At 39.7% G+C, this 13,756-nt stretch carries 12 protein-coding genes and 1 other annotated feature; of the genes, 7 read left to right on the forward strand and 5 right to left on the reverse strand.

The window, feature by feature from the left end; translation table 11 throughout:
- A partial coding sequence (locus TY15_RS21615) for a LytS/YhcK type 5TM receptor domain-containing protein (protein ID WP_042375548.1) occupies nt 1-302 on the reverse strand: 302 nt, incomplete at its 3' end.
- A gap of 302 nt (nt 303-604) precedes the next feature.
- Between TY15_RS21615 and TY15_RS21620 the strand changes: the two genes are divergently transcribed.
- A complete protein-coding gene (locus TY15_RS21620) occupies nt 605-2,689 on the forward strand; it encodes a sigma-54 interaction domain-containing protein (RefSeq protein WP_052353871.1) in 2,085 nt (694 codons plus the stop codon).
- A gap of 75 nt (nt 2,690-2,764) precedes the next feature.
- Here the strand turns inward: TY15_RS21620 and pepV are convergent, their stop codons facing one another.
- Nucleotides 2,765-4,180, reverse strand: a complete 1,416-nt coding sequence (gene pepV / locus TY15_RS21625) for a dipeptidase PepV (protein WP_040205687.1) — start codon at nt 4,178-4,180, stop codon at nt 2,765-2,767.
- A gap of 260 nt (nt 4,181-4,440) precedes the next feature.
- Between pepV and TY15_RS21630 the strand changes: the two genes are divergently transcribed.
- The 6 genes from TY15_RS21630 (at nt 4,441) to TY15_RS21655 (ending at nt 12,019) form a co-directional block, all read left to right on the forward strand.
- The gene (locus TY15_RS21630; protein WP_040205685.1) at nt 4,441-6,087 is read left to right on the forward strand and encodes a peptide ABC transporter substrate-binding protein; all 1,647 of its coding nucleotides are present in this window, start codon (nt 4,441-4,443) and stop codon (nt 6,085-6,087) included.
- 79 nt (nt 6,088-6,166) lie between these two features.
- Nucleotides 6,167-7,102 (forward strand): ABC transporter permease, encoded by a 936-nt coding sequence (locus TY15_RS21635; protein WP_040205684.1) that lies wholly within the window; start codon nt 6,167-6,169, stop codon nt 7,100-7,102.
- A 5-nt stretch (nt 7,103-7,107) separates the two neighbouring features.
- On the forward strand, nt 7,108-8,049 hold the full coding sequence (locus tag TY15_RS21640; RefSeq protein ID WP_040205682.1) for an ABC transporter permease: 942 nt from the start codon (nt 7,108-7,110) through the stop codon (nt 8,047-8,049).
- Nucleotides 8,050-8,104: 55 nt separating this feature from the next.
- Entirely contained in the window at nt 8,105-9,109 is a 1,005-nt protein-coding gene (locus tag TY15_RS21645) for an asparaginase (RefSeq protein ID WP_040205680.1), read from the forward strand.
- Between the two features lie 103 nt (nt 9,110-9,212).
- On the forward strand, nt 9,213-11,231 hold the full coding sequence (locus tag TY15_RS25225; RefSeq protein WP_074432858.1) for a dipeptide ABC transporter ATP-binding protein: 2,019 nt from the start codon (nt 9,213-9,215) through the stop codon (nt 11,229-11,231).
- A gap of 218 nt (nt 11,232-11,449) precedes the next feature.
- Nucleotides 11,450-12,019, forward strand: coding sequence for a TetR/AcrR family transcriptional regulator (locus TY15_RS21655; RefSeq protein ID WP_040205678.1), 570 nt, complete (start codon nt 11,450-11,452; stop codon nt 12,017-12,019).
- 47 nt (nt 12,020-12,066) lie between these two features.
- On the opposite strand, the gene TY15_RS21660 is transcribed toward TY15_RS21655, so the two are convergent.
- The 3 genes from TY15_RS21660 to TY15_RS21670 all read right to left on the reverse strand — a co-directional run bounded on the left by TY15_RS21660 (nt 12,067) and on the right by TY15_RS21670 (nt 13,431).
- On the reverse strand, nt 12,067-12,633 hold the full coding sequence (locus TY15_RS21660; protein ID WP_096911856.1) for a GNAT family N-acetyltransferase: 567 nt from the start codon (nt 12,631-12,633) through the stop codon (nt 12,067-12,069).
- A 132-nt stretch (nt 12,634-12,765) separates the two neighbouring features.
- Nucleotides 12,766-13,023 carry a hypothetical protein gene (locus TY15_RS21665; RefSeq protein WP_040205676.1) on the reverse strand — a complete coding sequence of 86 codons (258 nt, stop codon included), beginning with the start codon at nt 13,021-13,023 and terminating at the stop codon, nt 12,766-12,768.
- 153 nt (nt 13,024-13,176) lie between these two features.
- Nucleotides 13,177-13,431 (reverse strand): alpha/beta-type small acid-soluble spore protein, encoded by a 255-nt coding sequence (locus TY15_RS21670; RefSeq protein WP_040205675.1) that lies wholly within the window; start codon nt 13,429-13,431, stop codon nt 13,177-13,179.
- Between the two features lie 103 nt (nt 13,432-13,534).
- Nucleotides 13,535-13,747, forward strand: a binding site (T-box leader).
- Nucleotides 13,748-13,756: the final 9 nt, after the last annotated feature.

Consider the following 13,756-nt stretch of genomic DNA (forward strand, 5'->3'; position numbering starts at 1 on the left):
CCGCCGATGAAATAGCGGACCATACATACACTGAGTAAAACAATGCTGCCTGGCAGCCAACCAGCATACAAGGTGAGGACGAGGACGGCACACATCCGTAAATCAAAATGGGTTTCTCCTAATGTTTCAATTGGATAAACCATACAGAATAGTGCTCCAAAGGAACCAAGCAGACCATAGATCACTTTTTGTTTAAACGTAAAAGGTATTTTTGTTTGAAAAGGGAAAAACAAATTTGCGTTAAATGTAAAAGAAAGCAATATGGTGATATTAACCAATAATGGTTTGATTAGCGTAATCAAGGATGATCCTCCATATTAAAAATATAATTCCGTGTGGATGCTTCTTAAATCATAGATGAACTTATCACAATTAACAATTACCTGCCAGAAAAAATATTCTATCTATAGGTGAATGGCACTAGATTCGTGGATACAATTATCGTGTGATCCTTGTAAATAGTGATGATTAGGTTTTAATAAACACGATATATCAGCTCTATTCATTTCTGAATAGGGCTTCAGTACTTTATTAAAGTACAGAAAAGAAGAGAGTATGATACTATAATTTTAATAGTACTTAATTCAAGTAAGGGGGGAGAGAAATGCTGGAGAAAAATAGTATTCTTCTTGTAACATATACGAAAAATACGCTGCAGACATTGACTGCTCAATTGACGGAAATTGGGCTCCAAGACTATTTTAATATTGATTCGCGAACAGTAGATGAATTGGATTACCTTAGTTTAAAAAAATATTCCTTAGTGCTGATTACAAGCACAATTGTCTATAAAATGGTCAAGCCTTACTTACCTGAAAACTTGCCGTACTTTATTTTGAAGAGAACCATTAATTATGCGAAAATTCGGGAACTTTTAGAACTCCCAAAAGGAACTAAAGTTTATTTAGTAAGTGATTTAAAGCAATCAGGTGAAGAAACCATCGCGATCCTAAGAGAAACAGGGATTGACCTCGACTATATTCCATACTATTCACATGAGAAACCTAATAAAGAGATTACAATTGCGTTGACTGCCGGGGAGCCGCAATTAGTCCCGCTGCATATAAAAAAAGTAATCAATATCGGGAGCCGATTAATTGATATTTCGTCATTAGTAGAATTGTTTAACCATTTTCAACTTTCACCATTTTCTTCCAAAACCCATTTATCTGCGAGATTTATGCAATCCTTAGTAGATATTAGCAAAGAGCTTAGTGATGAAATATTTCGTTCTAAACTGTTGCAGCAGAGTTTAGAAAGTATCATTCAAAATATGGATGAGGCAGTATTGGTGTATAATAATGAATTGCAAATTGAGGTTTTTAACCAAATTGCTGGTGACTTTCTTGAACTTGAAAATATGGGGTTCAAAAACCAAAGCCTCAATGACATAAATGAAACGTACCGGGAAACCTTTATTAACTTGGCAGTGGGTCAGGAAAGCTTTGTAGAAATGAATGGTACGACTTTTTATATGAGGAAAAAGCGGGTTATCATTGATAAAGAGGTCCACTCAACGCTTATTATCTTTCGAAAAGCAGACGATTATCGGAAAATTGAACATGACTTTCGGTTTAAAGCCAAGCAGCGAAATTTAGTGGCCAGATATCACTTTGATGACATCATGACCGGTAATGATTCTGTCATTAATATGATTCATATTGCAGAAAGGCTGGCAAAAAGTAATTCTACCATTTTAATTCTTGGGGAAACCGGTACAGGCAAAGAGCTGTTGGCTCAGGCGATTCACAATCATTCACCTAGAAGGCTTCACCCTTTCATAGGGGTAAACTTTTCTGCGATTTCTGAGAGTTTGATGGAAAGCGAGCTATTTGGGTATGAGCCTGGAGCATTTACTGGTGCAAATAAAAACGGGCATATTGGGATGTTTGAGCAGGCACATCAGGGCAGTATCTTTCTCGATGAAATTGGAGATGCCTCTGCGGTGATTCAAAACCGTTTGTTAAGGGTGCTTCAGGAAAGGCAGATTATGCGGGTTGGCGGAGATAGGGTGATTCCGCTTGATGTCAGGGTAATCGCGGCAACCAATAAAGACTTCCATCAACTTATTGAAGAAGGGAAGTTCCGTGAAGATTTATATTATCGATTAAATGTATTGCCGCTCCGACTTTTGCCGTTACGGGAGAGAAAGGACGACATCCCATTGCTCATTAATATATTCGTAAAAGAATTCCAAGAGATGCTCGACCGGTCTGCATTTGTTTTTTCTAAGGCGGCTTTAGAGCTTTGCCAAGAATATCATTGGCCTGGGAATATAAGGGAGCTGCGCAATGTTGTCGAATATACCGCTCATATTTCAGGTGATCTGGTCTACAAAGAGGAGCTGCCATTCTATACCGCCAATGTTTCTTATCAGTCGGACTCTCATTTGGAACAGGCATTAAAGGAAATTGAAGATGATTTACGAAGAAAAGGTTTCCTTGCAGAAGTAGTAATGTTATTAGAATTTTTAAATTATAAAGAGGTCCAGTCTGCAGGAAGAGGGGTTATGTCAGACTATTTAAGTCAAAAAGGCTTCCACTTGACAGACCAACAACTGCGCTACCGGCAGACTATCCTCCATACTCATGAACTTATTATTATTGAAAAAGGTAGAAAAGGAACGAGAATCGCTAAAAAGGGCGAGAAATTTCTCCAATATATAAAGAAAGCAGAAGCGGCCGTTTAGCGGTGTATGTCCACTAGCCGTTAAACGGGCTTCTTGAGATCGGCAACTCTCGCAGTCAAATCTCATGCTTTTTTGTTATTCATTGATATCGAGATTGGCTAAATGATAGATGGCATTTGCATAAATGGCTGCTGCGCGGTAAAGATCTTCTATTTCGACATACTCATTTTTTTGATGAGCGGTATTTTCTTTCCCTGGGAAAACGGCGCCATAAGCAACCCCATTGTTAAGAAAACGTGCATAGGTGGCACCGCCAGTCGTTAACAGTTCGGCTGGCCGCTGGCTTTCTTCTTCATAGGCTTGCTGAAGAACCTTTATCACGGGGTGATTTTTTGCCACGTGGTGCGGTTTTTTCTCCCTTACTGCCTCGATCTCAAAGCCATATTCTTGAACGACCTCACTTAACTTTTCAATCGTTCTTAAGTAAGGGGTTTCAACAGGGCAGCGAATATTTAGTGTAATAATGGCTTCTTCATTTGGAACATGACGGAAGATGCCGGCATTTACAGTAAGCGGACCGGTGATTTCATCGTGAAAAGCGATATTTAGTTTTTTACCAAAAAAATCTTCGGCTAATCGCTCTGAAATGAATTGAAGATAAGGATGATTGACAATGGAACGAGTTACTATGAAATCGGCAAGTTTAAGCCCTGCGTTTATCCCTTTAAACGGTTCCATGCCATGAGCAGATTTTCCTTTTAATGTTAAGACCATCATGCTGTCGTATTCTTCAATTGAGTGTTCCAGATTCTCATTGGCAGCAAAGGTACGAAATTCCTCTTTGACCCCGTCAAGCTGATTGCCAGTAATCTTGGCAGTGGCTGTATCAGGAACCATATTGCCTTTTTCCCCAGAAATGAAAGAGATTAATCGATTTCCTTCCGCATTGAGTATACCTGTCTGCTTCCACTTTAAAATGGCATTGATTTGACCTTTCTCTGCGTGGATAATCGGAAACTCTGCATCGGGTGCAAATCCTGTTAAAGGGTCCGGTTCTGTTTGCACATACTTTTTCATACAAGACATGCCACTCTCTTCATCTGTTCCAAAAATGATGCGGACACGATGCTTTAAGGGCAGATTGTTTTCCTTTAAAATTTTTAATGCATAATAAGCAGCCATGGTGGGACCTTTATCATCAATTGCCCCTCGAGCATACAGCTTCCCATCTTGTAGAAATGGTGTAAAGGGATCATGGGCCCACTCCCCAGTTGCCGGTACCACATCCAAATGACATAAAATAGCAATGTAGTGGGAGGCGTCTTCGGGTCCCAACTCAGCAAATCCAACATAATGATCAATATTCTTCGTTCTGAACCCATCCCGCTCCGACTTGGATAACATTAAGTTTAATGCTTGTTTAATAGCTTTCCCCATAGGCGCTTGTTCTGATGATGTGGATAAGTCTTTTACACTAGGGATTTTTAATAGGTCCACTAAATCATTCAATAGAGCTTCTTTTTGACTGTTAATTTCCTTTTTCCAATCCAATTTGTGTACCTCCTTTTCTTTCCAACTTATAGATATGCAATTTTTATACCAACTTCCTAACCACAATAGCAGAGGAAAACATACAAAATAGGTTACCCAATTATCAGAAATAGTGAAAAGTAGAGGAAATAGGGTTAGCCAATTTATTTTTAAAAAATATAGATTATTGTTATTTTTTAGAATAAAACAACAATAATTAAAGTTGGCATGAGAATTGCATGGTTATTATTTGACAAATTTTTTAATTAGGAGGAATGAATATGGTCAAAAAATGGCCGAAATTGTTAGGTGTGTTTCTATTAGGATTAATGGTGATCTTATCGGGCTGTAATTTTGAGGAAAGTTCCAGCGACGCTAAAGACAAAAAGGGTGGAGAAAAAACAGAGAAAAAAGCTGAGAATGTACTAAATTTAAGTCTTGATAATGATATTCCCGATTTAAATCAGGTAAAAACAACGGATACGATTTCGTTCTCTGTTTTAAATAATGTGATGGAAGGACTTTATCGCATTAATCAGGATAATGAGCCTGAGCCGGCCATGGCAAAAAGCTACGATGTTTCAGAGGATGGACTTACTTATACCTTCCATCTGCGTGACAATGTAAAGTGGAGCGATGGAAATCCAGTTACAGCTAATGATTTTAAATATTCTTGGCTCAGAGCGATGAATCCAGATACTGCAGGCTCTTATTCGTTCATCTTAGCTGACTATATTAAAGGTGGGGCTAAGTTTGCAGCAGGTGAGACTGCTGCCGATACGGTTGCCATTGAGGCAAAAGATGATCAAACATTGGTTGTTCAACTTGAAAAGCCTACACCATTTTTTGTGAGTTTGACTGCTTTTGTTACTTATTTCCCTTTAAATGAGAAATTTGTAACTGAAAAAGGTGATCAATTCGCCTTGAATAATCAAAATATTCTTTATAACGGGCCGTATGTCATAACTGATTATAACCAGGCTGAAGGGGTAAGTTTAGAAAAAAATCCGGAATATTGGGATAAAGCGAACGTTGGGGTTGACAAAATTAACCTGAAAGTAATTAAAGAACAAAGCACAGCTTTAAATCTGTATGAAGCGGGAGATCTTGATCGCGTCATTTTATCATCAGCGGATGTTAATTCTTTTAAGGACAGTAAAGAATTTGGAACAGAAACAGAATTTACTTCCTACTATATTCAATTTAATTTGGGCAAAGATCCAATTAGCAACACTAATATTCGAAAAGCATTGCAATTAGCGTATGATCCAGAGGTATTAACAAGTGTGGTATTAAATAATGGGTCAGAGCCTGCAACCGGGTTAATAGCTCCGAAAATGACAGGGGCAGACGGAAAATCATTTAGAGAGCTTCAGGGAGACGTTGTTAAGCCAGACGTGAACAAGGCGAAGGAACTTTGGGAGAAGGGCGTGAAAGAACTCGGGAAAACTCCGGAAATTACCTTGCTGACAGCCGACGATACAGTTTCAAAAGATACTGGTACGTTCCTGCAAAGTGAATACAAGAAAAACTTAGGGATTGATATTCAGTTAGTGACGAAGCCATACAGCGGTAGATTACAAACAATGAGAGATAACGATTATCAGATGGTTGTTTCAAAATGGGGAGCTGATTATAACGATCCAATGACCTATTTGGATTTATGGATGTCACCAGCAATACCGTTCCGCGGTAACTATAGCAACACAAAATATGATGAACTGGTAACGGAAGCTAAAGATGAAGTGGATGAAAAAGAACGTATGAGCAAGCTTCTTGAGGCGGAAAAAATTCTGCTTCAAGATGATGCCGTCCTAGGAACCCTTTATTACCAAGGAACAGCATTCCTGCAAAAACCTTATCTAAAAGGTATGGTCACACATCCATCGGGAGCACCATTAGATTTAAAATATACAACTGTCCAATAACAAGATTAATAGGGGGAGAGGGGTGCCTCTTCTCCTATAAAGTAAGTAACCCCGCAACAAGTGGAGGTGTAAATAGAAGTTGAAAAAGTATGTTTTTATCAGATTAATCAATATCGTAATAACTTTATTTGTGATAGCGACAGTTACCTTTTTCTTAATGAAACAGTTACCAGGATCTCCGTTTGATGAGGAAAAACTGGCTGTATTATCGGATGAGCAGCGGGCAGAGTTCCTTGCCCGGTATGGGTTAGACAAGCCGGTGACAACCCAATATGTTTTATATCTTGGGAATTTACTAAAAGGTGATCTTGGGACATCCTTTTATTTTAAAGGGCAAGATGTCACGTCCATTCTTGTCGATCGGATTGGGCCATCTGCACTAATTGGCACACAGGCAATTATTTTAGGGTTAACAATTGGAATTATCCTCGGAATTATTGCCGCCTTTAGACATAATACCGTTTGGGACTATTCCACTATGTTTCTTGCCGTCCTTGGAGTATCGGTACCAAACTTTGTTTTTGCCGCTCTCTTACAATACTATGTCGGATTAAAACTTGGACTTCTCCCAGTTGCATTTTGGGAGTCTTATTCAAGCTCGATTATGCCGAGTATTGCCCTTGCTTTAAGCGTAATTGCATTAATCGCTCGCTATACAAGAAATGAAATGCTTGAGGTCCTTGGGCAGGACTATATGCTGACAGCAAAGGCCAAAGGCGTCAAGCGGCTAAAAATTATTTACGTACATGCCATTCGTAATGCTTTAATTCCGGTCGTTACAGTTCTCGGCCCGATTACGGTAAGTTTATTAACGGGTTCGCTTGTTATTGAGAATATTTTTGGCGTACCCGGTATTGGCAGTCTGTTTGTTGATTCGATAAAAGTTAATGATTATACAACCATCATGGGCCTTACCCTTTTCTATAGTGCATTTTTTATTTTAACAATGCTGGTTATCGACCTATTATATGGAATGATTGATCCAAGAATTCGCATTAGCGGTGTAAAGGAGTGAACAGTTTGAAAAACGCTGAATCACTTGTTACAGATGAGTTTTCAGATGATTTATTTGAAGTAGTGGGCCCAAGGGAGGAAGATAGTGAAAGAATTGGGCGTCCACCTATGTCAGCGTTCAAAGATAGCTGGATGAGGCTAAAGAAAAATAAAGGGGCTGTCATTAGTCTAATTATTTTAATCATCATTGCCCTTTTAGCCATTATCGGGCCGCATATGAACGAGTATAAATATTACGAGACGGATTATGGTGCTTCCTATCAGGCGCCAAATCAAGACCATTGGTTAGGGACGGATAAGTTTGGACGTGATCAATGGACAAGAATTTGGCAAGGGACAAGAATTTCCCTTTATATTGCCTTTTTAGCAGCATTACTTGATTTGATTATCGGGGTCACGCTTGGTGCCATTTCCGCTCTAATGGGTGGAAAAGTGGACAATGCCTTGCAGCGCCTCATTGAGGTTTTAGTAGGAATTCCGCATCTCATTGTGGTTATTTTGTTAATTATGTTAATGGAGCCAGGAATTATTACGATTACTGTTGCCATGGTCATCACGGGCTGGGTGAATATGGCCCGGTTAGTTCGAGCTCAAATATTCAAGTTAAAGGGACAGGAATTTGTCTTAGCGGCAAAATCCTTGGGTTCTTCAAATACACGATTAATTTTGCATCATCTTATTCCCAATACAATTGGATTAATTGTTATCAATATGATGTTCACAATCCCATCCGCCATTTTTACGGAAGCCTTCTTAAGCTTTATTGGTCTTGGGCTCCAAGAACCGCATGCTTCCCTAGGGGTATTAATTAATGATGGATTCAAAGGCATGAGAAATCAGTTTTATCTGCTGGCATATCCGGCTGTGGTTATTATCGCGGTAATGGTTAGCTTTAATATTTTAGCTGATGGACTTCGAGATGCATTAGATCCAAAGATGAGAAAATAGATTTCTGTAAAACAAGAAAAATACTAAATCAAACATAATATGAAGGTGAATATTGATGGAAGAAGCAATTAAAGTTTATCGTGGAAAATATCTTGAAAGCACTCACACTATGCATGTAGCTGTAGTCAATACAAAAGGGGAACTACTTTACTCTTATGGGAACCCAGACAGGCCCACTTTCCCAAGATCGTCTATGAAGCCATTTCAAGCTGTTCCTGTTTTAGAAACAGGGGCTGCACGTGCCTTTCATTTTGCAGATGCTGATATTTCTCTTATTTGCGCCTCTCATAGTGGGGAATCAAGACACCGAGAACGTGTATTGAAAATAATTGACGGGATCCACTTAGAAGAAAATCATCTTCAATGCGGGACTCATATTCCAAGGGATGCAGAAAGTTATAAGGCATTAATTAGAAATGGCGGGGAACTTACTCCCGTATATAGCAACTGTTCTGGAAAGCATTCGGGTATGTTAACGGCTGTCGTGCATATGAACGAAGATGTGAATAGTTATCGTGAATTAAGTCATCCCCATCAACAACGAATCTTACAAGCTATTGAAGATATATGCGAATACCCGAAAAAAAATATTGAAATTGGCGTTGATGGGTGTGGAGTTCCGGTACATCGACTACCTTTAAGATATACAGGACTCGGGTATGCCCGACTAGCAAACCCATTCATGAAACAAGACGAGCATTCCCAAACGCTTAATCAAATTTGCCATGCGATGATGAAACACCCTGAAATGGTAGGAGGAGAGAATCGGTTTGATACCGATGTCATGAGAGCATTTAAGGGGAAAATAGTTTCCAAGGCAGGCGCGGAAGGTGTCCAATGTCTAGGGGTTGTTGGTGAGGATCTCGGCATCGTTGTTAAAATTGAAGATGGGAACGCAAGGGCAGTAAGTGCAGTGGCACTGGAAGTATTAAAACAATTACGAATTGGTGATGAAGCTATATATAAAGAGCTTGATCACTACGTGAATACTCCCGTTTTAAATACTAGAAATGATCAAATTGGCCGAATTACTGTTCAATTTGAGCTTGTCAAACATTAATGCTAGTAAGACCTGCTAGAGCAATGCTGCCATCATGCTTTATATGAAATAATACTAGCTTTATTCTAAGAGTTTCTGGTGGTAGAAAGGAAGGTAAGACATTGTGGAAAAAATACTAGAAATAAATGACCTACATGTTTCTTTTCACACATATGCCGGGAAGGTTCAGGCTGTTAGAGGAGTTAATCTATATTTGAAAAAAGGTGAAACTCTTGCGATTGTTGGGGAATCAGGTTCAGGAAAATCTGTTACTTCAAAAAGTATCATGAAATTGCTTCCTAGTCAGTCGGCAGAAATTGAAACAGGGAAAATACTTTTTGAAGGTAACGATCTTGTTGGTTTTTCAGAGGGGGAAATGGAGAAGATCAGAGGAAAAGAAATTTCAATGATTTTTCAAGATCCAATGACTGCTTTAAATCCTACCTTGACTGTGGGCAAACAAATATCAGAAAGCATTCTCACTCATCAAAAAGTAAGTAAAAAACAAGCGCTGCAAAAGACCATTGAGTTATTAAAACTGGTTGGGATTCCGAACCCTGAAATCAGGATCAATCAGTATCCGCATCAATTTTCTGGAGGGATGAGACAGCGTGTTGTTATTGCCATTGCATTAGCATGCAGTCCGAAAGTGATTATTGCCGATGAGCCAACTACAGCCCTGGACGTAACCATTCAAGCACAAATTTTAGATTTACTTAAAGCCATTCAAAAGAAAATGGGGACCTCAATTATTATCATTACCCATGATTTGGGTGTTGTTGCAAACATCGCTGATCGTGTGGCTGTGATGTATGCAGGGAAAATTATTGAAACAGGCACCGTGGAAGAGGTGTTTTACCATCCTCAGCACCCGTACACTTGGGGATTACTTGGATCCATGCCTAATATGGAAACGAAGGATGAACTGGTGGCGATTCCCGGAAGTCCCCCAGATTTACTCCATCCACCACTAGGTGACGCGTTTGCTGAACGAAATGATTATGCCATGAAAATAGATTATTTACGCGAACCACCCATGTTTAAACTATCTGAAACTCATTATGCTTCGACATGGCGCCTCCATGAAAAAGCACCTAAAATAGAAAGGCCAAGTCTTTCCCAAAGACATGTAAAAGCAGTAGAGCAGACAATTGGCCCGATAGGGGAAATATCAGATAAACAAATGGAGCCGCTCATTGAAATTAAACATTTAAAAAAATATTTCCATGTTGGTAAGAAAGAAGTATTAAAAGCTGTCGATGACGTTTCCTTTACTATATACAAAGGGGAAACATTAGGTTTAGTAGGAGAGTCCGGTTGTGGTAAATCAACAACAGGACGAACTATCATGAGGTTGTATGATGCATCGGGTGGAGAAGTACTATTCCAAAAGGAAAACGTCCATGAAAAGAAAAATCTCTCTCAGGTAAAGAATTTTAATCGAAAAGTTCAAATGATCTTTCAAGATCCCTATGCTTCGCTAAATCCGAGAAAAACAGTAGCGGATATCATCGCGGAAGGGATTGACATCCATGGACTGTCAAAAACTAAAGAAGAGAGACAGGCAAAAGTATACAGCCTACTGGAAACTGTAGGATTAAATAAAGATCATGCAAACAGATATCCACATGAATTTTCGGGTGGTCAGCGGCAGCGAATTGGGATTGCCAGAGCTCTAGCGGTCGAGCCAGAATTTATTATTGCGGACGAACCAATCAGTGCATTGGATGTTTCGATTCAGGCGCAGGTTGTTAATTTAATGAAGAAGCTTCAAAAAGAAAAGGGATTAACCTATTTATTTATCGCTCATGATTTGTCAATGGTGAAACATATTAGTGACCGAGTGGGGGTTATGTATCTTGGAGGAATCGTCGAGTTAGCAAGCGCTGATGATTTGTACGCTGAGCCCCTTCATCCTTACACTAAAGCCTTGCTTTCAGCAGTGCCAGTTCCAGATCCATTGGTGGAAAAGCAGAGAGAAAGGATTATTCTACAAGGAGATCTACCTAGTCCGAGCAATCCACCAAGCGGATGCCGCTTCAGTACTCGTTGTCCATTGGCTACTGATTTATGCAGAAAGGCAGCCCCTGAATGGAAAGAGATTAAATCAAAGCACTGGGTAGCTTGCCATTTAGTTGACTAGAATAGAATATAATTACGTAAGACTATTACCATGGCTAAATTCAAGCCATGGTTTTTTATTGATAGTTTAAGAACAGATTTTAACTCTGCTTAAAAAATTATAGCTGTTAATATTTTACAATAATTTACAAGGTGGATTGAATCCCCCCTCATGCTATGCTATAGTAGAATTATATTTATGACTATAAAACTAAAATAGTCAGAAAGGTAGGCCCGCGGATGGCACCAGACAGGAGAAAGATGATTGTAGAAGCAGCAACAAAATCCTTTTCGTTATTTGGTTTTAAAGCTACAACGATGGACCAAGTGGCCAAACTTGCGAATGTTGGGAAAGGAACGATTTATACCTTTTTTAAGAATAAAGAGGAATTATTTGAAGAGATCATTTCAACATTGGTAAAAGAAATGATTGCGGAGGCAGAGTCAGCCATCGATCCCAATATCCCCTTTACCGAAAATGTTCATCGGGCTCTTTCTAGGCTATTAGCGTTTCGTTCCCAGCACCAGCTTATGATTAAGCTCATTCAAGAGGAGGCTGATATGGGGACGTTAGCTGTTTCCGAAAAGCTGCAGCATATGGAAAATGAAATTATTGCCTATTTACGGACAAAAATTGAAGCCGCCATTGCCAAAGGGGCGATACCACAAGTAAATACGGAAATCACTAGCTTTCTCCTGTTAAAAATGTACATCGCCCTTGTTTCTGACTGGGAAAGAAATCACGAACCGTTAAGTTCCGAGGAAATCGCTGAAACGATGAAGGTGTTTTTAGTAAGAGGACTTGAATAGTAAGCAATAAAGACTTGTGTCATCATGCAACACAAGTCTTTATTCTTTTACTTATTAGCCACTGACGCCTTTTGGCTCTGCCATTCGTCACGAAGAATCCCCATAATCATACGATCGTAGGCCTTCCCGTCACGGAGGACAGCGCAACGCATGGCACCTTCCATTTGAAAACCAACTCTTTCATAGGCCTTAATGGCTTGAAGATTATAAGAAATCACATCGAGACCAACGCGGTTTAGATTACATTCATGAAAGGCATAGTGAAGGATTAATTGTAAGGCATCCGTCCCAAATCCCTTGCCGCGGAACTCAGGATTACCGATTCCAATCGCTAGGAAGCCCGTTTGGTTATTCCATTCGATACTGTGGAGGGCCACAAACCCAATCAGGGCATCATCAGAGAGGGTGCGGATCCTGAATTCAATTGTCCGTGAGCCATTCCCTTTCGAGGTATCCTGTTCTCTCAATGTATGAACGGATTGTGGTATTGCTAAATCCGTATCCACATTTCGTAAATAGTCACTATTTCCATGCCAGCGCGCCATTTCCTCGGCGTCTGTATCTCTTGCTGCAGTTAATTTCACAAGTTTACCTTTAAACAAATCATCTAGAATCATTATTCGATTCCCCCTAAATTTTTATATTGGGGGTAGCAGCACATTTTCAGGTACCCCCGGATTTACCAGTGATAGTGGATTCCTGCAATGAGCGTTTGCATAGGCGCATCTCCTCTGTATTGAACTATCTTAATTATAAGACTTTTTTGAATAAGTGACAATCGGGGCTTTCCCTTTACTAGACTCCGTGTATTCTTCCATTAAGCTTAAGAAAATGCCCAATAAGAAAAATACAATGGAGGCCGTTGTCAGGCCGATCCCTAGACCAAAGATAATATTGTAATCGCTTGCAAAAATACTGAATAAAAGAAAAATGATACCAAATCCACCTCCGTAGGCTGCAATGGTTTTGAAGATCTGTAAACTTTTACTGTAGGTTTTTTGCATTGCCATCCACTCCTTGTTACTGAATATTCTATCAATTGTCACAAAATTGTCAAACTTTTTTTAAAAATATAGTTGTGTTATGTTTTTTGTTGTTTTCTGCTCCAATCATCGATCCTTAGAAATATAGAGGGGACCTGATTAAGGTCCCCGAGCTTACTGCTTTTTCGTTAAGTTTTCCTGAGCCATTCTCACGAGTTCGCGAACCATACTTCCACCCAACCGGCCGCCGACTTTTCCAGCTTGCTCAGAAGTGAGCTGGCCATTGTAGCCCTTTTTTAGTGGCACGCCAACCTCATCAGCAGCCTCAAATTTGGCGTCTTCCGGAGAGTGTGATTGAACAACCTTTGCTTTTAAGCTGTCCAAACCTCTGCGTGCTTCAGGAACAAGGATTTTGTTTCTTCTAGCCATGATCATCCCTCCTTTATGTTAGGATGACCAGACCACAAAAAATCATCAAAAACCGACTGGATAAATCCTAATCTTTCCAGTATAATAATTGTTAAATAAGTCGGAAAAATCAATGAAAAAGAGAGTAGTTATCTGGGACGCTGAAGCGAATCAGGGATGGTGGGAGCCTGATGTGGAGGAGATAATGAAGCGCACTTTTGAGATGCAAACCTGAACTTAGTAGGGGGCGCCGGAGAATCCTCCGTTACAAAGGGAAAGCTGGTTCTTTTGAACAATTAGAGTGGTACCGCGGGAATATCGAACTCTCGTCTCTTTTTATAGAGGC

Source organism: Neobacillus jeddahensis, assembly GCF_000612625.1.
Classification (GTDB): Bacteria; Bacillota; Bacilli; order Bacillales; family Cytobacillaceae; genus Neobacillus; species Neobacillus jeddahensis.